At 54.2% G+C, this 21,205-nt stretch carries 19 protein-coding genes; 14 read left to right on the top strand and 5 right to left on the bottom strand.

Annotated elements, in window-relative coordinates; all coding sequences use genetic code 11:
* The first annotated feature begins 5 nt into the window (after window positions 1-5).
* The 12 genes from JL661_RS14760 (at window position 6) to JL661_RS14710 (ending at window position 11,787) form a co-directional block, all read left to right on the top strand.
* Window positions 6-1,367 (top strand): ethanolamine ammonia-lyase subunit EutB, encoded by a 1,362-nt coding sequence (locus JL661_RS14760; protein WP_004236092.1) that lies wholly within the window; start codon window positions 6-8, stop codon window positions 1,365-1,367.
* An 18-nt stretch (window positions 1,368-1,385) separates the two neighbouring features.
* Entirely contained in the window at window positions 1,386-2,279 is an 894-nt protein-coding gene (gene eutC / locus JL661_RS14755; RefSeq protein WP_004236091.1) for an ethanolamine ammonia-lyase subunit EutC, read from the top strand.
* Between the two features lie 13 nt (window positions 2,280-2,292).
* Window positions 2,293-2,952 (top strand): ethanolamine utilization microcompartment protein EutL, encoded by a 660-nt coding sequence (eutL, locus tag JL661_RS14750; protein WP_049246442.1) that lies wholly within the window; start codon window positions 2,293-2,295, stop codon window positions 2,950-2,952.
* Window positions 2,953-3,052: 100 nt separating this feature from the next.
* Window positions 3,053-3,610 (top strand): BMC domain-containing protein, encoded by a 558-nt coding sequence (locus tag JL661_RS14745; RefSeq protein ID WP_062773427.1) that lies wholly within the window; start codon window positions 3,053-3,055, stop codon window positions 3,608-3,610.
* Complete coding sequence (locus tag JL661_RS14740; RefSeq protein ID WP_046024909.1) at window positions 3,603-4,955, top strand: 4Fe-4S dicluster domain-containing protein; 1,353 nt, start codon at window positions 3,603-3,605, stop codon at window positions 4,953-4,955. Before JL661_RS14745 ends, JL661_RS14740 begins: the two co-directional genes overlap by 8 nt.
* Before the next feature lie 2 nt (window positions 4,956-4,957).
* On the top strand, window positions 4,958-5,512 hold the full coding sequence (locus tag JL661_RS14735) for a BMC domain-containing protein (protein WP_004236084.1): 555 nt from the start codon (window positions 4,958-4,960) through the stop codon (window positions 5,510-5,512).
* 35 nt (window positions 5,513-5,547) lie between these two features.
* Window positions 5,548-6,582, top strand: a complete 1,035-nt coding sequence (gene eutR / locus JL661_RS14730) for an HTH-type transcriptional regulator EutR (protein WP_015422472.1) — start codon at window positions 5,548-5,550, stop codon at window positions 6,580-6,582.
* A 215-nt stretch (window positions 6,583-6,797) separates the two neighbouring features.
* Entirely contained in the window at window positions 6,798-7,841 is a 1,044-nt protein-coding gene (gene ansB, locus JL661_RS14725) for an L-asparaginase 2 (RefSeq protein WP_004236080.1), read from the top strand.
* A gap of 338 nt (window positions 7,842-8,179) precedes the next feature.
* Window positions 8,180-10,144, top strand: coding sequence for a TonB-dependent receptor plug domain-containing protein (locus JL661_RS14720; protein ID WP_225310095.1), 1,965 nt, complete (start codon window positions 8,180-8,182; stop codon window positions 10,142-10,144).
* Window positions 10,145-10,156: 12 nt separating this feature from the next.
* Window positions 10,157-10,501 (top strand): hypothetical protein, encoded by a 345-nt coding sequence (locus JL661_RS18485; protein WP_247718671.1) that lies wholly within the window; start codon window positions 10,157-10,159, stop codon window positions 10,499-10,501.
* The gene (locus JL661_RS18480) at window positions 10,452-10,877 is read left to right on the top strand and encodes a (2Fe-2S) ferredoxin domain-containing protein (protein ID WP_247718670.1); all 426 of its coding nucleotides are present in this window, start codon (window positions 10,452-10,454) and stop codon (window positions 10,875-10,877) included. Before JL661_RS18485 ends, JL661_RS18480 begins: the two co-directional genes overlap by 50 nt.
* A gap of 1 nt (window position 10,878) precedes the next feature.
* Window positions 10,879-11,787, top strand: a complete 909-nt coding sequence (locus JL661_RS14710; RefSeq protein ID WP_004236076.1) for an ABC transporter substrate-binding protein — start codon at window positions 10,879-10,881, stop codon at window positions 11,785-11,787.
* Window positions 11,788-11,805: 18 nt separating this feature from the next.
* Here the strand turns inward: JL661_RS14710 and JL661_RS14705 are convergent, their stop codons facing one another.
* On the bottom strand, window positions 11,806-12,528 hold the full coding sequence (locus tag JL661_RS14705; protein WP_004236075.1) for an NUDIX hydrolase: 723 nt from the start codon (window positions 12,526-12,528) through the stop codon (window positions 11,806-11,808).
* 159 nt (window positions 12,529-12,687) lie between these two features.
* Here JL661_RS14705 and JL661_RS14700 point away from each other — a divergent pair, with 159 nt between their 5' ends.
* Window positions 12,688-13,710, top strand: coding sequence for an SPFH domain-containing protein (locus tag JL661_RS14700; RefSeq protein ID WP_049246441.1), 1,023 nt, complete (start codon window positions 12,688-12,690; stop codon window positions 13,708-13,710).
* Window positions 13,707-14,633 carry a diacylglycerol kinase catalytic domain-containing protein gene (locus tag JL661_RS14695; protein ID WP_062773430.1) on the top strand — a complete coding sequence of 309 codons (927 nt, stop codon included), beginning with the start codon at window positions 13,707-13,709 and terminating at the stop codon, window positions 14,631-14,633. Before JL661_RS14700 ends, JL661_RS14695 begins: the two co-directional genes overlap by 4 nt.
* 85 nt (window positions 14,634-14,718) lie before the next feature.
* On the opposite strand, the gene JL661_RS14690 is transcribed toward JL661_RS14695, so the two are convergent.
* From JL661_RS14690 to ygfM, 4 genes are all read right to left on the bottom strand, one after another.
* Window positions 14,719-16,086 (bottom strand): NCS2 family permease, encoded by a 1,368-nt coding sequence (locus tag JL661_RS14690; RefSeq protein WP_004236072.1) that lies wholly within the window; start codon window positions 16,084-16,086, stop codon window positions 14,719-14,721.
* A gap of 57 nt (window positions 16,087-16,143) precedes the next feature.
* Complete coding sequence (gene guaD, locus JL661_RS14685) at window positions 16,144-17,460, bottom strand: guanine deaminase (protein WP_062773433.1); 1,317 nt, start codon at window positions 17,458-17,460, stop codon at window positions 16,144-16,146.
* 61 nt (window positions 17,461-17,521) lie between these two features.
* On the bottom strand, window positions 17,522-20,392 hold the full coding sequence (locus JL661_RS14680) for a molybdopterin-dependent oxidoreductase Mo/Fe-S-binding subunit (RefSeq protein ID WP_004236070.1): 2,871 nt from the start codon (window positions 20,390-20,392) through the stop codon (window positions 17,522-17,524).
* A gap of 3 nt (window positions 20,393-20,395) precedes the next feature.
* Window positions 20,396-21,169 carry a molybdopterin-dependent oxidoreductase FAD-binding subunit gene (gene ygfM, locus JL661_RS14675; RefSeq protein WP_004236068.1) on the bottom strand — a complete coding sequence of 258 codons (774 nt, stop codon included), beginning with the start codon at window positions 21,167-21,169 and terminating at the stop codon, window positions 20,396-20,398.
* Window positions 21,170-21,205 lie beyond the last annotated feature (36 nt).

Below are 21,205 nucleotides of genomic sequence, written 5' to 3'. Positions count from 1 at the left end.
GTAATATGAAATTGAAAACCACGCTGTTTGGTCAGACCTACCAGTTCCGGGACGTGAAAGACGTTCTCGCGAAAGCTAACGAACTCCGCTCCGGGGACATCCTGGCGGGTGTCGCGGCCAGTAACGCCCAGGAACGTGTGGCAGCAAAACAAGTGCTGTCTGAACTGACGATTGCGGATGTCCGCAACAACCCTGTCGTTCCGTATGAAGAAGACTGCGTAACCCGTCTGATCCAGGACGATATCAATGAAACCGAATACAACCGGGTCAAAAACTGGACTATCGGTGAGCTGCGTGAGCATGTCCTGAGCGACACGACCTCTCTCGATAACATCAATCTGCTGCGCAAAGGCCTGACCTCAGAAGTCATCGCCGGGGTGGCAAAAATCTGCTCCAACGCAGACCTGATTTACGGCGCGAAGAAAATTCCTGTCGTGAAACGTGCGAATAACACCATGGGTCTGCCGGGCCACTTCAGCGGCCGTTTACAGCCGAACGATACCCGTGACGAAGTGCAGAGTATCGTGGCACAGATTTATGAAGGTCTCTCTTACGGCTGCGGTGATGCGGTTATCGGTGTCAACCCGGTAACGGACGATGTGGATAACCTCAGCCGCGTGCTGGATGCTGTCTACGGCATCATCGATAAATACGATATCCCGACTCAGGGTTGTGTACTGGCGCACGTCACCACACAGATGGAAGCCATCAAACGCGGTGCGCCGGGCGGCCTGATTTTCCAGAGCATCTGCGGCAGTGAAAAAGGTCTGCGTGAGTTCGGTGTTGAGCTGGAAATGCTGGACGAAGCCCGCCACGTCGGTGCGCAGTACAACCGTATCGCCGGTCCTAACTGCCTGTACTTTGAAACAGGACAGGGCTCTGCACTGTCAGCGGGCGCTCACTACGGTGCTGACCAGGTGACTATGGAAGCCCGTAACTACGGCCTGGCGCGTCACTATGATCCGTTCATGGTGAACACCGTTGTCGGTTTTATCGGACCTGAATATCTCTATAACGACCGCCAGATTATCCGCGCCGGTCTTGAAGATCACTTCATGGGCAAACTGAGCGGTATCTCCATGGGCTGTGACTGCTGTTACACCAACCATGCGGATGCGGATCAGAACCTCAACGAAAACCTGATGATCCTGCTGGCCTCTGCGGGCTGTAACTTCATCATCGGTATGCCGCTGGGTGATGACATCATGCTCAACTACCAGACCACTGCGTTCCATGACATCGCAACTATCCGTCAGTTACTCGGCCTGCGCCCTGCGCCGGAATTCGAAGCCTGGCTGGAAAAAATGGGTCTGATGGAAAACGGGCGTCTTACCAATCGTGCCGGCGATCCGTCACTGTTCTTCTGATTTTCGGGGTAAATCACCATGGATCAAAAACAAATTAATGACATCGTACGCAGCGTGATGGCTCAGATGGGACACACGGGCGAAAACGTACAGGCGGTTGCTGCGGCAACGCAGGCTGTGCTGAATCAGGGTAATACGTCTGTTGAGTCCGTTGAGTGGGATCTCGGTTCACCGGAAGCAAAACAGTGGATCGGCGTGCAGAACCCGCACCGTGCAGAAGTGTTACAGGAACTGCGTAACAGCACCGGTTCCCGTGTCTGCTCCGGCCGTGCCGGTGTGCGTCCGCGCACCCAGAGCCTGCTGCGCTTCCTGGCTGACCACTCGCGCTCCAAAGATACCGTACTGAAAGAAGTCCCGGCGGAATGGGTGAAAAAACAGAACCTGCTGGAGTTACAGTCTGAAATAACAGACAAAAACCAGTATCTGACCCGTCCGGATATGGGCCGTATTTTGAATAAAGAATCCATCGAACTGCTGAAAACCAAGTGTGTGCAGGCGCCGGATGTGCAGGTCATTATCTCTGATGGTCTGTCCACCGATGCTATCACCGCAAACTACGACGAAATTCTGCCGCCGCTGATGAAAGGTCTGGAGCAGTCCGGTCTGAAAGTGGGTACGCCGTTCTTCGTCCGTTACGGCCGCGTGAAAATTGAAGACCAGGCCGGTGAAGTGCTCGGCGCGAAAGTGGTTATCCTGCTGGTGGGCGAACGTCCGGGGCTGGGTCAGTCTGAAAGCCTCTCCTGCTACGCGGTGTACTCACCGACAGTGGCGGGCACAGTGGAAGCAGACCGTACCTGTATCTCGAATATTCACCGCGCAGGGACACCGCCGGTGGAAGCCGCCGCTGTTATCGTCGATTTAGCCAAACGCATGCTGGAGCAGAAAGCGTCCGGTATCAACATGAACCGTTAACGGGGAACTGAATATGCCTGCATTAGATCTTATCCGGCCGAGCGTGACAGCGATGCGTCTTATCGCTAATGCACACGAAGATTTCTGCCGTGAACTGAAATTACCGAAACACATCCGCAGCCTCGGCCTTATCACCGCAGACTCCGATGATGTTGCTTACATTGCCGCTGACGAAGCCACCAAACAAGCTCTGGTGGAAGTGGTTTACGGACGTTCCCTGTATGCAGGGGCGTCAAATTCACCATCACCTACCTCCGGTGAAGTGATGATTATCCTCGGTGGCCCGAACCCGGCGGAAGTCCGCGCGGGTCTGGATTCCATGATGGCAACGATTGAGTCAGGCCCTGCTTTTCAGTGGGCGAACGACAAAGAAGATACCGCATTCCTGGCGCATCTGATTTCCCGTACCGGTTCTTACCTGTCTGACGGTGACAAAATCAGACACGGTGATCCGATTGCCTATCTGGTGGCACCGCCGCTGGAAGCGACCTTCGGGATCGATGCCGCACTGAAAGCCGCTGACGTGCAACTGGCCACTTACGTGCCGCCTCCGTCAGAAACCAACTACTCAGCAGCCTTCCTGACCGGCAGCCAGGCAGCATGTAAAGCAGCATGTGATGCCTTTACCGAAGCCGTTCTGGATATCGCGCGCAATCCGATTCAGCGCGCCTGAGTCCGGGGATACCCGATGTCATTCAGGATGCAGCCAACGAACCTGCGGTCTGAATGAATAAGGGTATAGTCAGTTCAGTCATTAACACAGGAGAAAGGTCATGATCGATTCACTGGGATTACTTGAGGTATACGGCCTGGTGTCCGGCATTGATGCGGCGGATGCGATGCTGAAGTCGGCCAATGTCCGCATCCTTAACTATGAAATGGTGATCCCGGGGATGGTGACGCTTGTTGTTGAGGGCGATCTGGCGGCGTGCCGTGCGGCGGTGGATGCGGGCATTGCGGCCGCAAACCGTACCGGTAAAGTGATCGGCCATAAGGTCATCGGCCGTCCGGATGGTGATACCGAGTGGCTGGTCACCGGTTTCAGCGGTGTACCGGTGAAGGTAAAACCGCAGTCTCCGGCACCGGTTCCGGTATCTGAACCGGCTCCGGCGGCAGCTGTTTCTGCCGCTGCACCGGATGCGGATGCTATGATGATCTTTGCCGCTGCAGCCAAACACCGCCACGGCGTGACCGCCGGAGAAGCGGCCATGCATTTCAGTTGCCTGATAGAGGACAGCCGTGATGTGCTGGAAGACCTGTTTAAACAGGGCAAACTGCGCAAACGCGGCAGCCGCTACCGGGTAAAACAGGAGGGAAACCGCGATGAGTAATCTGATGCCGGGTCTGCATGAGTGCGGGCCCGAAATCATTCGTCAGCGTGTGCAGGATGCAGGGGTTGTCGGTGCGGGCGGGGCGGGGTTCCCGACCCACGTCAAACTGGCGGCACAGGCGGAAATCTATCTGGTGAATGCGGCTGAATGTGAGCCGCTTTTGCAGGTGGATCAGCAGCTGGCTGTCCTTGAGGCGGATGCGATGATCCGCGGTTTGCTGTATGCGATGCGGGCCACCGGCGCGAAAGAGGGCATTATTGCCATCAAAGGCAAGCATCAGGCGGCCATTGATATCCTGAATGCCCGCGTGCCGGATTCTGTCCGTCTGCATATCCTGCCGGATGTTTATCCGGCCGGTGATGAAGTGATCACCATCTGGCTGGCGACCGGCCGCCGGGTCCCGCCTGCGGCACTGCCGCTGTCTGTCGGCGTGGTGGTCAGTAATGTGCAGACGCTGATCAATGTCGCGTATGCCGTTGAACAGGAACAGGCCGTGATACACCGTGTCCTGACGGTGAACGGCGCGGTTCATCATCCTGTTACCGTTTCCGTTCCGGTCGGCACCACACTGCGTGAAGTGCTGGCACTGGCAGGCGGATCCACCATCAGCAACCCGGCGTATATCAACGGCGGGCCGATGATGGGCAAATTACAGACATCCCTTGATGATGCTGTGACCAAAACCACCGGCGGCTTATTAGTCCTGCCGGATGACCATATTTTAATTCAGCGCCGGACCCGTTCGGAGCGCACGGTGATCAACCAGGCGCGTACCGTATGTGAACAGTGCGGCATGTGTACCGAGCTCTGCCCGCGTCATATGATCGGCCACGAACTGCCGCCGCACCTGATTGTCCGCGCGGTGGGGTATGAGCAGATCTCCGCACCGTCAGCCGTTGTTGCGGCACTGACCTGCTCGGAATGTGCGATTTGTGAAGCCTGGTCCTGCCCGGTGGAGATCTCACCGATGCGCCTGAATCAGATGCTGAAAGTGAAGCTGCGCGAAGAAGGGATCCGCTACGAAGGTGAACTGCGCCCGGAAGATCCGATGGCTCAGCACCGCATGCTGCCGGTCAAACGCCTTGTCCGCCGTCTGGAACTGACGGAATACATGCACAAAGCGCCGATGACTGATGAGATCTACGCGCCGCAGCAGGTGATTATCCCGTTACGTCAGCATATCGGTGCCCCGGCGGTACCGGTTGTCAGCGAAGGGGATAACGTCACGGCGGGCATGCTGATCGCCGCTGTCCCGGAAAAAGCACTGGGTGCGCCGGTTCACGCCAGTATCAGCGGTGTGGTTCGCCATATTGACAGCACGGCTGTCACGATAGAGAAGGAATAACTATGCACAGTGCAATTGCGATGGTGGAACTGTCCAGTATCGCCAAAGGGATGGAAGTCACCGATTTTATGCTCAAAAGTGCGGAAGTCACCCTGCTGATGGGCAAAACCGTGTGTCCCGGCAAATATGTGGTGATGGTCGGCGGTGATGTTGCCGCCGCACAGCAGGCAATGCGCTGCGGTGTGGAAAAAGGCGGTGCTCAGGTAGTGGATGAGTTTCTGCTCAGTAATATCCACCCGGATGTGCTCCCGGCTATCGGTGGTGTGACGGATGTGAATGCCCGCGAAGCCGTCGGGGTAGTGGAAACCTTTAGTGTCGCAACCTGCATTGAGGCGGCGGATTTTGCTGTTAAAGCAGCCGGCGTCACGTTAATACGACTTCATATGGCGTATGGTATCGGGGGTAAATGTTACTTTGTGATGAGCGGCGATGTTGCAGACGTCGAAACCGCCAAAAAAGCCGCATCACAGGTCGCCGCAGATAAAGGTGCGCTGGTTTACAGCATGGTCGTACCGAATCCTCATCCCGATTTCTGGCAGCAATTGGTCGCTGGTTAACATTTATGGCGGCCGTTCATTTTGGGGAAAAAATAATGATGAAAAAAATCACACCAGATTTACATCACCTTAATGATGAAGTGCCGCATGACCGCGATCTCAGCCCTATCGTGATCGAGCAGAATTTTACACAGCGTTATACGCATGATGCCTATGATCAGGCGTGTGCTATTACCGCCTGGCAGCAGCTTTATGATCAGCTGACGCCGGGCCGGTTTGAAGGGGAACTGACCGAAACCCTGTTTGACGGGCTTCAGGTATTCCACGAATACACTAATCTGTCTCTGCGCCAGTCCTGTATGGTCTGGCCGAATGCCTTCTGGTTCGGCATTCCGGGGGAGCAGCAGAATACCGGCTATATCGGCAATCAGATGCTGTGCCGGCAGAAAATAGCCGTGCGTCCGGGCGGAAAAGAATTTGAACTGAGCACGCCGGATGACTATCACATTCAGGGACTGGTGATCTCTCACGATATCCTGAAAAAGCACTCTGTGGTGCTGCAAAACCCGGAGCGGCTGATGAATCTGCTCAGCGAAAACCCGGCTGTGGGGGTGAACCCCTTCAAAAAAGAGGCGATCTGGCAGTATATCCGCCATGCCCTCTGGCACTCCAAAATTGAGCAGGAACGCAACCGTACCGTCAGCCGTGTCCTGAGTCATAACCTGCTGACGGCATTCCTCGGCTTGCTGGAAGATGCCAGCACCGTGGCCGATGAGCACTACACCAACCGTGTGAACTACCTGAAACTGGTCTCTAAAGCCCGTGAATATCTGTTTGAAAATGCCACCGAACCGGTGACCGTGCTGGAATTGTGTAATGAGCTGTATGTCAGCCGCCGCACGCTGCAGAATGCCTTCCAGCAGGTACTGGGTATTGGCCCGAATGCTTATCTGAAAACCATCCGGCTGAATGCTGTGCGTCGTGAGCTGGTCAGCCCGTATTCAAAACAGACTACCGTCAAAGACGCAGCAATGCAGTGGGGGTTCTGGCACCTGGGGCAGTTCGCCACTGACTATCAGCGCCTGTTTAATGAGAAACCGTCGGAGACACTGAGCCGCCGTCTGATGTGATTGTTGTTCTGCTTCCGCTTTCTGACCTGCATCGTGTTTTCTTTCCGGCAGGTCAGAATGGCTTCTTCTGAGTCACCGTTTTAAAATACCGCTTCTGATCTCATTTTCAGCATCTTGCTGTGAATATTCTCTGTAAGGAGAATTTAAATATCTAATTAGTTCTATATTTATTAATTGGCTATTTATAATTCTACTGAGCAACGGAGTATTCAGGTATGAAAAACCGCAACAAGATTCTGCTGTCCGCGTTGATATCTCTCTTTATGACCCCTGCGTTTGCACTTCCTTCTGTGACAGTTCTGGCCACCGGCGGCACTATTGCCGGGGGCGGGGAATCGTCGGTTTCGTCCGGTTATCAGGCCGGAAAAGTAGGCGTCAATGCGCTGATTGATGCCGTACCGGAAGTCAAAGCACTGGCAGATCTCAGTGGTGAGCAGATTGTGAATATCGGCTCACAGGATATGAATGACAAGGTGTGGCTGACGCTGGCAAAAGAAATCAACCGGACCTGTGATAAAACGGACGGATTTATCATCACTCACGGCACCGATACGCTGGAGGAGACCGCGTATTTTCTTGACCTGACAGTATCGTGCCATAAGCCGGTTGTGCTGGTGGGGGCAATGCGTCCGTCCACGGCACTGGGCGCGGACGGCCCGCTGAATCTCTATAATGCAGTAGTTTTGGCAACGGATAAGTCGGCGGCCGATCGCGGCGTTCTGATGGTGATGAATGACAAGGTGATTAGCGGGCGGGATGTGGTCAAAATGAATACCACGGAAGTTCAGGCGTTTGAAGCGGTGAATGCCGGGGATACCGGATTTATCCATAACGGCAAAGTGACCTATTATCAGGCAGCGCTGCCACGGCAGGCCGGTGCGGTGTTTGATATCAGTAAACTCAGCGAACTGCCGAAAGTCGGTATTGTTTATAATTATGCCAATGCTTCAGATGCGCCGGTAAAAGCCCTGCGGGAAGAGGGAAATGCCGGGATTGTCAGTGCCGGCGTGGGTAACGGCAATATGTATAAAGGCGTTTTTGATGCATTAGCCGCCGCAGCCAAAGAGGGCGTGGTGGTTGTCCGCGCCAGCCGGGTGCCAACGGGCTATACAACACGTAACGCGGAAGTGGATGATGATGTATACGGTTTTGTGGCTTCCGGCAGACTGAACCCGCAAAAAGCCAGAGTATTGCTGCAACTGGCTCTGACACAGACCACTGATCCGCAGAAAATTCAGTCATTCTTCGAAAAATATTAATTAAATTATTTTCAGACCGCAGTCTCTCTTATAAGGGGCTGCGGTTTTTTATTCTCGGATCGGTTTTCATGCATTTATTGTTATGTTATAACATAACAATAAATGAGTTTAAGGTGATAGTTGTCATTAATGATAATTAACAAATGAAACAAAAAAGACACAGCTGCCTACAGGAATTTAAAGAAAAAAGGGGCTGAATCTGTCCGTATTCACAAAGCGGGAAAAAGAACTGTTCTCATATTTACCCATTGAATTCATTCAGTATATTGTCTGCTTCTGAGTCAGAGCGACTCTGTCTTCACGGCATGTATCACAACAAAATAATAAAAGAGAAAGGTATGAAATCAGTTAAGTTTGCATTGGCACCGTTATCCGCCATGGTGCTGTTATCGTTCTGTGCGCAGGCCGGAACACTGGGAAATAATGACGACACGATTATTGTCCGATCTTCCACCATTGAATCCACCACCGTTAATGAACTGGCCGACTACGGGAATAAATTACAGGTTATTACCCGTGAGGAAATTCAGCGTTCCGGGCCGTCATCCGATTTAAACCAGGTATTACAGCAATATGTGCCGGGATTATATGTCTCTCTGGGACAAGGGGCTTACGGCTACGGTAAATATTCCTTTATGGGCGGCCGCCCGGATGACACCTTAATTCTGATTGATGGCGTCCGTCTGAACAACCGCCTGTTCGGCGGGATCTATCTCGATACTCTGCCGCTGATTGCGATTGACCGCATCGAAGTGCTGCAGGGGGCGCAGAGTCTCTCTTTCGGTACTCAGGCGATCAGCGGTGTGATTAATATTGTCACCAAAAAACCGACCTCAGAGGTACTGTCCGGTGAATTCAGTGTCGGCGCGGATACGGATAAAGGCCGTTACGGAGAGGGTTACGTCGAGAAAGCGTTTGATAACGATATCGGCAAAACCGGTCTGATGGCGTGGGTAACCCGCAGTAAATCTGACGGTTATCAGCCATATCGCGACAGTGATTACAACGGCACGATCGGTCAGAAAAAGCGTGGCTATGACGTGACATCTGTTGGTGTCCAGGTTACCCAGACTATTGCGGATACCGCACAATTGCAGGGATTCTACCAGTACACACAGGCCGACCTGGATATGGTTTCCCCGAACCATCACCGCCAGGCAATGAACAAACGTGACCATCATCTGGCCACAGTTTCCTTTGAGCATTTCCTGACGCAGGATACCAGCTACTCAATCCGTGCACATCTTAATGACTGGAATACCCGTTATGACCGCAGCCGCTATCTGGCGGACGGCTCCGTGGATATTCAGAATGATGATTCTTACTGGGGATTCCGGGACTACGGCGTTCAGGCACAGATCAAATCTTACCTGTTCGGGGATAATGAGTTTGTCGTCGGGACAGATAACCAGTGGTACAAAGGTAAAGATGAGGTCATGAAGATCGAAACGGATACCGCGAAAGCCAATGCCCTGTATTTACAGGTGCGGCCGGATATCCCTGTCTTACCGGAGCTGAAACCAAGTCTCGGCGTGCGTTATGAACGCTTTGAAGGCGGCCAGGATGCAACCGTCTGGATGGCAAGCACCAAATATGAGGTGAATGAAAAGCTCAATTTACGCGGCCAGGTGGGAACAGCATTTAAACTGCCGAACGCTGAGCAGTTATATGTCAAAGATGAAAGTAAGCAAACCATCGGTGATGCCAACCTGAAAGCGGAAACCAGTAAAAACATCGAAGCCGGTTTTGACTACCTGACGAAGTGGGAAAACGGCGGTGCATGGCAGTTCGGTGCAACGGCCTACGCCCGTGAAATCAATGATCTGATCACGACAGTGAAAGTCGGTAAATACGATAAATGGGTTAACGGTGATGGTGAAATCCGTACCAAAGGTGTGGTACTGGCGACCAAACTGAACTTTGATGAATCCTGGTATGTCTCCGGGGATATCACCCGTAACTGGCTGGATACCAAAAACGGCGCGACACTCAACGATATTCCGGAGTTCTTTACCCGCGGCCGCATTGGTTATGACGCCCCGGCGAAACAGTGGGGTGCGGAACTGGCTGCCCGCTATGTGGGTGAACTGAAATCCGGCAATGATACCTACGGCCATTACACCGTGTTTGATGCCAGCGCATATCTGTATGTGGATCATGCGCAGCAGCATAAGCTCACGCTGCTGGTGGAAAACCTGTTTGACCGCGATTACCCGGCGGGTCTGACCAGCAACGGCCTGGAAAAAGTGGACAACCTCGGTCGTCCGTTAACCGCTGAACTGCGCTACACCTACCGTTTCTGAGGACACTGAGCTATGGGAAAGAATGTCACACTGTATCTGAACACGTTGCAGAATGAGGCGTGCTTATCTGCGGATTTCTGGCTGTCACTCAGTGAGAAGGGCTTTCCCGGTGATACCGCCTGCTGTGTGGGCAGCGGGGCGGTATTGCATCAGCTGAAGGAAACGGTCACACCGGAGACCCGCTGTGTCCTGCTGATGGTGCTGACAGACCCGGCGCAATCCGGCGAAAAACTGATGTCTCTGACGTCGGCGCTGGAGCTGGAGATAGCAGAGTATTACCCGCAGTTACGGGTGTTCCGGAGTTTGTGTGTACTTACCGGGGGGGGATTCTGCGGCAGATGCCAAACAGGCCGGTGACGTGATGACGGAACTGGAAAAGCAGTCAAACAGTCGTGAGCCGAAAGCTGAATCCAACCCGAACTGGGAAAAAACACCGCCGTACCGCTATCACCTTTTCTTCTGTATGGGGCCGCGCTGTGTCTGCCGGGGAGCCAAATCCCTGCTGATGCAGCTGCGCCATCAGCTTGTGGTGCGGAACCTGTTTGAAAATGAAAACGGCGTGCTGCTGACCCGCTCTCACTGTCAGTATCCCTGCAACCAGGGACCGCTGGTAACGGTCTATCCGGATAATTTATGGTACCGGCTGACCACGCCGGAAGAGATCCATCTGTTTGTTTCTGAACAGATAGAGCAGGGAAGAGTGGTGCCGTCGTTGCTGGCGGATCATAAATAAAATGAAGATTACCCGGTATGCTGTCAGTGTGATCCTGTTGCTGCTGTCTGCAGGGGCTGCGGCAGGAAATAAATGCGATCCGCTGTGGGATAAAACCGCGCCGCCGCAGCATATCATTGCCATGAATCAGCATGCCGCTGATATGGTACTGGCGCTGGATGCCGGGCCGCAGATGCTGGGCGTGAGTTATATTGATGATTCAGCGGAGGCACTGAAATCAGGGCGCTATCACGGTATTCCGGTTTTTTCGGCCAAATACCCCGCGACAGAAAAACTGATCGCCTCCGGGGCAGATTTTGTCGTAGCCGGGTTTTCCTCTGCCTTTATGGCTTCGATGGGCGGGCAGGATGATCTGCAACGTGCCGGTATCGGCAGCTATCTGATGGCATTTTCCTGCGAACGTCAGGCATACAGCGGATTTGACAGTATTAAAATTGATTTGCAGCGCCTGGGGCGGGTCCTCGGGCGGGAAAAAGAGGCGGATGCCGCCGTTGCCCGTATCGATGCCACGCTGGCGCAGGTAAAATCCCTGCCGCCGCTGCCCCGGAAACCGGTGATTTTTTACCTCGACAGCCAGAGTGACACCCTGATGTCACAGGGAAAGAAAGGGTTTATGACCGAAGTTATCACCCTGGCCGGGGGCGAAAATGTGTTTATCGACATGCCGATGGCAGGTATTCACGTCTCTCCGGAAACACTGCTGGATAAACAGCCGGACTATATTATTCTCGCCGATGCGGTCTGGTCACCGGCAGAAAAGAAAAAAGCCTGGCTGGCAAATCATCCGGCGCTGTCTCACCTGGAAGCTGTCAAAAACGGACGTTACATTGTTATTCCGTTCAGCGGCGTTTATCCCAACGTCAAAAGCCCGGATGTGTTGCTGACGATAGCAGAAGCCGTCAGGAAGTAATACAGGCGGAACACGGTTTTATTCTTCGTCTGTTTCCAGATTACGGATAAAACGGTAATCAGCCGACGCCGGTTTCAGGCGGTACAGTGCCGCCGGGCGACCGCGTTCAGCCCGTTTTTCACCGGTATCAATCAGCAGATCGGCCTGTTCGAGACGGCGGCGGAATGATTTTTTCTGAATCGGCTGACCAATCAGAATTTCATGAACGTGCTGTAATTCCGGCAGGGTAAAGGTTTCCGGCAGGGCGAATCCCGGCACGACGGAATAGAGGGATTTCTGGCGCAGCCGCGCTCTGGCCTGACGGATAAGTAACTGGTGATCAAACGCCAATATCATATTCTCTGCTTCATCCAGCGGTATCCATCTGACTGAATTCACTGTGTTAATTTGCTTTTCACACGCCTGCATGGCAATCAGTGCCGTATAGCAGACGGTGACTGACCAGCCGCGTTTGTCCCGCTGACCATTGCCGACCGTACATAACTGCTCAATGTACGGCGGTGTGACACCGGTTTTTTCCCGCAGTTTCCGCAGTACGGTATCTTCCAGAGTCTTATCCTGTGCCTCATCCACAAAACCACCGGGCAATCCCCATTTGCCTTTCTCCGGATGTTCCGCACGTTCGGCCAGCAGCACATGCAGGGTTTCATTGTGATAAGTGAAAAGCACAGCATCAACAGTCACCAGGGGCGACAAAAAATCACGGCGCTGATAACCGGCGAGGTAAGTTTGTTCATCCATTTGCGTCACATCCTGAAATCGGGATAAGTCATTCTATTGTAAGGAGAGAAATCCGGATTGCAAATTAAATGTCATTCAGACACTAATTCAGCTTGACATCAATAGTGTCAATAAGTCACTATTTTGTTATTGTCATAACGACACTAATGAGGTGATACTATGTTTAATTTAAAATTCTTTAAAGCAGACCCGTCCACATTTGTTATCCGTTCCGTGAACGGTCATGTCAAAAGTCAGGGACAAGGGCTGAGCTTCTGGTACAACAGTGCGACCACATCGATCGCCGCACTACCCTTAAGTGCGCAGGAAACCCCGTTTATTTTCAATTTCCAGACAGCGGATTTCCAGAGCCTCCGCGTTCAGGGGCAACTCTCCTTTCAGGTCAGTGCGCCGGAAAAAACGGCCGGAGTGCTTAACTTTGTACTCAACCGGGACGGAAAAACCTACGCGACCGACGACCCGATGAAACTGAATGACCGGATTGTCCGCGCGGCACAAACCATTATCCAGGCGGAGATCCAGTCCACGCCGCTGCGCCGTGCATTATTGCTCAGCCAGTCGCTGGTGGCACTGGTGCAGTCACGTCTGTCACAGCAGGCGGCGCTTGAGGCTCTGGGGATCACCATTCTGGATTTCTCTGTCACCGCGATTACCCCGACACCTGAAACGGCCCGCGCACTTGAGGCGGAAGCCCGGGAATCCCTGCTGAAAGAGGCGGATGATGCGATTTATGCGCGGCGTAAATCCTCCGTTGAACAGGAGCGCACGATCAAAGAAGCTGAGCTGGAGACCGATCTCTCTGTGCAGAAAAAAGAGCAGCAGATAGAGGAATCCCGGCTGGAAAACGAACGCACACTGTTGCGTGAACAGGCGGCAATGGCGCAGGAGCGGCTGGCGGCAGAGATTGGTGAGGAGCAGCAGCGTCAGACACTGGTTTCTCTCAGTGCCGATAATCAGCGCGTTCAGTCCGATGCGGATGCGTATGCCATTGAAACCAAAATGAAAGCGTACCGTGAGCTGCCGGTGGAGAATCTCAAAGCCCTGGCACTGAGCCGGATGGCGCCGGAGCAGCTGATGGCGATGGCCTTTGAGTCACTGGCACAGAATGCCGGAAAAATAAGTGAGCTGAATATCGCGCCGGATATGTTCAGTCAGATGATGAAAAAAGTGAGCAAAGCATGAGCCGCCGGGATGAGGTACGGTTTGTCCTGGTCACACAGAAAACCCGGTTACAGGAGCTGATCGCCCGTTTCAATACCTGGCCGCAGGCGAAGTTTTATCTGGAGCATAACGGCATCTCCGTGAGTGATTATCTCGCGGAGCATGATCGCTACCAGGCGCAGCTGACAGAGGCGAAACGTATTTTGCTGCAGGCGGGACAGGTACAGATTCCGGATCGCACGCTGCTGCCGGGGTATCAGTTTTCTGACCGCGATATTGTGGTGATTATCGGCCGCGACGGGCTGGTGGCGAATACCCTGAAATACCTGAACGGCCAGCCGGTGATTGCGGTTAACCCGGATCCGGAACGCTGGGACGGTATACTGCTGCCTTTTGAACTGCCGCAGCTGGCATCGGTGGTGATGCGGACACTGAACCTGGATATGCCGTCGAAAGTCCTGAGTTTTGCACAGGCGGTCACCAATGACGGACAGAAAATGCTGGCGGTCAATGATCTGTTTATCGGGCCGAAAAGTCACACATCGGCCCGCTATATTCTCAGTCACGGCGGGCAGGCGGAGGCGCAGTCTTCCTCCGGGGTGATTGTCTCAACAGGGCTCGGTTCGACGGGCTGGTTACAGTCTGTTCTGGCCGGTGCGCTGGGCGTGACCGGCGGCAGTTCACATCCGCTGCGCGCCGGGATCGCCTGGGATGAAAAGCGGCTGCAGTTCAGTGTGCGGGAGCCTTTCCCGAGGCGGACATCCGGAACCTCACTGGTTTTCGGGGCGGTCGATAATACGATGACATTACAGCTTGAATCACAGATGCCGGAAAACGGGGTTATTTTTTCTGACGGGATAGAGTCCGATTTTCTTCATTTCAATGCAGGATGTATTGTCACAATCGGTATTGCGGATATACAGGGAAGGCTGATGTATGAATAACAAACCAGTGTACCGCCGGGCGGCGGATAACAGAACGGGGCACACAGCGTGCCCCGTAAGGAATAAAACCACGTTTGTTTATTGATCAGATAGCCCAGCCGCCCGCATAGAAGGCGACTAACACCACCGCAATAATCACTGTGCCGGTGTTGAGTTTACGCCACTCTTTTGCCACCAGGCGGCCGATGACCAGGGTGACATAACCCAGCATAATACCGGTGACGATATTACAGGTCAGTACGATAAAGACCGCACACACCAGCCCGGACATGGCATCGACAGAGTCGTCGAAATCCAGTTTTGCCACATTACTCAGCATCAGCAGGCCGACATACATCAGTGCTGGTGCGGTTGCATACCCCGGGATCAGGTAAGAGAGTGGTGAGAAGAACAGGATCAGCAGGAACAGCACGCCGACGGTTACGGCAGTCAGCCCGGTTTTACCGCCTGCGGCTGTCCCCGCAGCGGATTCAATATATACCGCTGCCGGAGAAGCACCCACCGCACCGGAGATAATGGAGCTGACGGAGTCCACGGTCAGCGCTTTGCCGCCGTTGATAATCTGATTGTCTTTGTCCAGCAGGTTGGCTTGTCCGGCGACGGCACGGATGGTGCCGGTGGCATCAAACACCGCTGTCATCACCAGCGCCAGCACACTCGGCAGAACCGCTGTTTGCAGGGCACCCATAATATCCATACTGAAGATCAGAGATTTACCGTCCGCACCACTCAGTGACGGCATGGCGATCAGCCCCTGATAGGTGACGTTCGGGTCAACAATCAGGCCGATAACTGAAATCCCGATAATCACCAGCAGGATCCCGCCCGGGACGTGCATTTTTTCCAGACTGACAATCACCGCCAGTCCGATCAGTGACATGGCGACCGGGAAGGAGGTAAATGCCCCCATTGCCACCGGCAGACCTTCCAGCGGGTTCTTGATAACCAGACCGACACCGTTGGCGGCAATCAGCAGCAGGAACAGGCCGATACCAATCCCGGTGCCGTGGGCTATCCCCATCGGCAGGTTGCGCAGGATCCAGTTTCGCACCCCGGTAACGGAAATCAGGGTAAAAATCACACCCATCAGAAAGACCGCACCGAGCGCAACCGGAATACTGATTTGCTGCCCGAGCACCAGGCTGAATGCGGTAAAGGCGGTGAGTGATATAGCACAGCCGATAGCCATCGGCAGGTTTGCCCACAATCCCATCATGATGGAGCCGATACTGGCGACCAGACAGGTGGCGACAAAGATGGCACCCGGCGGGAACCCGGCTTTGCCGAGCATGGAAGGGACGACGATGACAGAATAGACCATGGCGAGGAAGGTGGTGACTCCCGCCAGAATCTCCCGTTTGACGCTGCTGCCGCGGGCGGAGATTTTAAAGTACGCGTCCAGTGCGCCTTTTGCTGCCGCCCCGGAGTTATCCGGTGTTGTATTATCAGACATAATTGCAGACCCCGAGAATGAAATGAAAATGTGTTTTAATCACTGCATTGGTGTGCGTCAGGTCCGTTCATAGACCAGGCGTCCATCGATGTAAGTCCGGTAAATCGTGCGGTCATCACCAAGCGCAATCATCACAAACAGTTTCTCCGCCAGCGTGCGTGAGTTGTCATAACGCAACTGCTGGAGCGGGGTCGCGGTCGGTTCAAGTACCACAAAATCCGCTTCTTTGCCGGCGGCAAAGTTACCGATACAGTTATCCAGTCCTAATGAATGCGCGCCGCCGAGAGTGGCGAGATAAAACGCTTCAAAGGCGGTTAAACAGGTTTTCTGCAACTGCATCACTTTGTAAGCTTCACTCAGTGTCTGCAGCATATTGAAGGTCGTTCCGGCACCGACATCCGTACCAATCCCGACTTTCACTTTTTTCGCCAGCGCCTTTTTCAGATTAAACAGGCCGCTGCCGAGATAAAGGTTTGATGTCGGACAAAATGCCACCGCCGAGCCGGTATCGTGCAGGCAGTCCCACTCTTCTTCCTCAAGGTGGATACAGTGCGCAAATACGCTGCGTTCGCCGGTCAGTCCGTAGTGGTGATAGACATCCAGGTAGTTTTTACTGTCCGGATAGAGCTCTTTTACCCACTCAATTTCTGCTTTGTTTTCATCAAGGTGAGTGTGAACCCAGGTGTCCGGATACTCTTCGCGCAGCCGCTGACACACCGCCAGTTGTTCCGGGCTGGAGGTCGGTGCAAAACGCGGGGTGATGGCATAGAGCAGACGCCCTTTCTTATGCCAGCGTTCGATCAGTGCCTTACACTCTTCGTAGCTGCTTTCCGGTGTGTCGGTGAGGTAGTCCGGCGCGTTTCTGTCCATCATCACTTTACCGGTGATGAGGCGCATATTGAGCTGGCTTGCCGCATCAAACAGGGCATTGACCGATTCCGGGTGAACAGTACTGAAGACCAGTGCGGTCGTGGTGCCGTTACGCAGCAGTTGTTTGATAAAAAACGCTGACATTTCACGGGCGTAATCAATATCCTGATACAGCTTTTCGGTCGGGAACACATGGCGGTTGAGCCATTCGAGTAACTGCTCGCCGTGAGCACCGATCATCTCGCTCTGCGGATAGTGAACGTGGGTATCAATAAAGCCCGGCACCACCAGTTTCCCGGTGTAATCACGGACACGGACGGTTTCCGGGATCAGATGCTTCCCGTCTTCCCACTGTCCGAACCACTCTATTTTTCCGCGCCGGATTAGCATCAGGCCGTCATCAATCAGGCGGACTGCATCGGGCAGATCGTCCATCGAGGTCACTACGCGGGTGATATCCAGGAACTTCCCGCGTACCGCTTTGACGGTATGTTCAGACGACATAGCTGACTCCTCTGCTTACAAAAAGCCCTCACCGGAACCGGCGAGGGCAGGGTTGATTTAATTATATTTTGCTCAGGCCGCGCAGAATTTTTTCCGGCGTGAAGTGCCATTCACGCAGCCAGACACCGCAGGCATCATGAATTGCGGTGGCGATAGCCGGTGCTGCACCGTTAACCGCGATTTCCGAGATGGATTTCGCACCATACGGGCCGACCTGGTCATCACTCGGCACCAGGAACGCGCGGAAATCACGCGGAATATCGCCGATCTTCGGTGCGCCGTAGGTTTTCAGGTCGCGGGTCAGCGGTACACCTTTGGCGTCGTAGCGGATCTCTTCTGACATACTGTGGCCGATGGCACGCATGGAGGCACCGTAAATCTGACCTAAGGCCAGATCCGGGTTCACCGGCGTACCGCAGTCGAGCAGTGCGTAGAATTTATCCAGGCGGATTTCACCGGTACGGGTGTTCACGGCCACTTCGGCAAAGTTTGCCCCGTACGGGAAGGCAAAGTCCGGTGTGATATAACTGGCGTTTGCCACCAGCACACCAAACCCGGTACCGCCTTCGGCTGCATGCGCCAGATCCGCGAATGTGATTTCGCCTTTCTTACCGCGCACCACACCCGGTGCCGCCAGGGTGACATCCTCCACCGGCTCGCCGATTTGCGCGGCACCGTGGAACAGGATTTTTTTACGCAGATTCTCTGCCGCCATTTTCGCCGCATTACCGGAGAAGCAGGTGCCGGAGGAGGCATAAGCTCCTTTGTCGAACAGCGCGTGGTCAGTATCCCCTGAGATAACATGGACATCATCCGGGCAGCAGCACAGCACTTCGGCGGTCAGTTTTTTGACCACGGTATCGAGGCCGGTACCGATATCCGCACCACCGGAGTGGACGATAAAGGTGCCGTCAGATTCCAGTTTGACCATACAGTTTGCCTGGTCGATATCCGGGATCCCTGATTTCTGCATGATGATGGCCACGCCGCGTCCGGTTTTCCAGTCGCCGTCCTGTTTGCGCGGGGAATCCCAGTTAATAAGTTCGCGGCCTTTTTTCAGGATCGGGCCGAGGGCGCAGCTGGCGGCAGTCGGTACCGAGGTCGGCATTTTACCTTCCCCGATAGCACCGAGGATCTTCAGTTCCTGACCTTCATGCACGCGGTTGGTTTCAATCAGATCCAGCAGGTCGATATTCAGTTCTTTCGCCAGTTCGGCCAGGATCATGGTCAGGGCGAAGTTACCTTTCGGTGCCCCGTAACCCTGATATGCACCGGTCGGGCAGATGTTGGAGTAGTAAGTGGTCACCTGAAAATCGACGTTATCACACGGATAGAGCGGCAGTGACAGCGCCGGACCGTTACTCGGTACCGTCAGTGAGTGGTTACCGTAAGGGCCGGTGTTCGCCAGGAATTCCATATTGATGGCGGTGATTTTCCCGTCTTTTTTCGCGCCCAGTTTGATCTTCACTTTTGCCACATGGCGGCTGGTGTTCGCGATAAACTCTTCTTCACGGGTGTAGCGGAATGAGACCGGACGGCCGGTGACATACGTTGCCCACGCGCAGACTTCTTCCAGCAGGATATCCTGCTTGGAACCAAAGCCGCCGCCGACACGCTCTTTAATCACATGCACTTTGTTTTGTTTCAGGCCGAGAATACGCGCCACCTGGCGGCGTAAGTGCCACGGTACCTGAGTGGAGGCGTGGATCACCAGACGGTCGCCGTTCATGTAGGTGTAGCAGATATGCGGTTCGGTCGGGCACTGCTGAACCTGGCGGGATTCATAGGTGCGCTCGATAACGGTATCCGCTTCGGCAAAGCCTTTATCCAGATCCCCGATATGGCCGTGAACACCCGCAGCAATGTTTTTGCACGGTTTTGCGCCGATCGGGAAGTTAATCTGTAAATGCTCGCCGCGATCTGCCGCGTTTTTATTCTGCTCTGCCAGGTCGGCCGGCGCGCCGTTAACATAAATCACCGGCTCATCATGCACCAGCGGTGCGCCGTCAGCTTTGGCTTCATCGATAGACAGAACCGGTTTCAGCACGTCATATTCGACTTCGATTAACGATAATGCTTTCAGTGCGATAGCTTCGTTTTCTGCCACCACAGCGGCCACGCGGTCACCGACGTGACGGAGTTTTTTACCGAACATGCGGCGGTCAAGCGGAGACGGCTCCGGCGCACTCTGTCCGCCGGGGGTGTAATACACATCCGGACAGTTTTTGTGGGTGATAACATGCACCACGCCCGGCAGGGCTTCCGCTTTACTGACATCCAGGCGGGTGATCAGCGCGTGAGCGTGCGGGCTGCGCAGCATTTTAATGACACAGGTATTGGCAGGAATGCGGTCTTCCACATAGCACGGTTTTGCCTGCACCATTACGGCAGCATCGGTTTTCGGCGTGACTTTCCCGACAACGGTCAGGTCATCACGGAAGGCCGGTGCATTGTCAGCTTTGTAGTGCGGATCTTTGCGGCGTTTTACCAGCAGATCAATGACTTCATAGAATTGCTGATAACCAGCGTCACGGCTGAACAGTCCGGAAAGGGCATCATCAATCTGGTCGCGATCCGGCTCCGGAATACGTTTGATAAGATCAGTCAGGATCAGGGCAGCCGCCGGGTCGTTATAACCGGACTGGATCACACCCACATCCACCATCGCCTGCTGAACATCACTCAGTTCATTCCATTTGCCGAGAGATTCGGCGGTTTCAATCACTGCGCCTTCCAGCTGGGCGGCGATCAGCAGTGAGGCGTTGACAATACGGCCGTTGAACAAAATGGCGTCAGAGCCTGCGAAGCCATAGCCGTCATCACTGTTACGCACAGAGTGCATACCCAGGCTGAACAGAATGTTACGGACGTTTTCGCCCGGAATGCAATCGGGTGAATGCGGGGTGCCGTTAAGTATAAAATGGACGTTCATTTCTTATTCCTCCCCCATTTGCCGGCAGTCTGTCAGCAGGTCTGAAACTAAAATTCCGGTGATATAGCGTTTATATTCTTCGCTGCCCAGTAAATCCGCTTTCGGATTCACGGCCTGACTGACGGCTTTCTCCAGCGCTTCCCCGCTGAGATTTTTCGCCTCAACCTGCGGCAGACGGCTGATACCGCAACCGACACCGTCAACGGCGATCCGCTGCTCATTATTACCGGTCAGTGCGACAGCGGCAGTGACCACAGCCCAGCCGTCAGCGGTTTCGCGGACAGTACGGGTGGCACAGCGGCGGAACGGATCCTGTAAAATCAGATGGGTGATCAGGCGGTCATCCGGTGCGGCGAGATAGCTTTCCAGCGGGATCACATCATTGCTGGCCAGCTGAACCTGAGCATCCAGTACCAGCAGCACCGGCAGCAGCGCATGTTCGCGCTGACAGGCGGCGATCTCCCCGCCGATGGTGGCCTGGTTACGGATATGGCGTGAATAGACAAAACCGAGCGCGTCATACAGCGCACGCGGGATCAGCGGGCTTTCACGCAGCGTTTCCAGCGTGACAACCGCGCCGATGCGCAGAATACCGTCCTGCCACTCGATGGACTTCAGCGGCAGCAGTGACAGTGAGATAGCGACAGTGCGGTCAGTTTTGGTCGGTACCGCATTCAGTTTACTGCCGCCTGCAAACCAGACAGCGTTTTCCTGAAAGCGTTGTTTCAGCTCAGTTGCCTGCGTTAAGGTGGCAGGGCGGAAAAATTGTTCGATCATGGGTTACCCCTACATTGCTCTTCCGGCCTGCGGCAG

Source organism: Morganella morganii (assembly GCF_019243775.1).
In the GTDB taxonomy this organism is placed as follows: domain Bacteria; phylum Pseudomonadota; class Gammaproteobacteria; order Enterobacterales; family Enterobacteriaceae; genus Morganella; species Morganella morganii.
The sequence above is the reverse complement of the archived record's forward strand: the minus strand, read 5'-3'. Positions and strand labels throughout refer to the sequence as shown.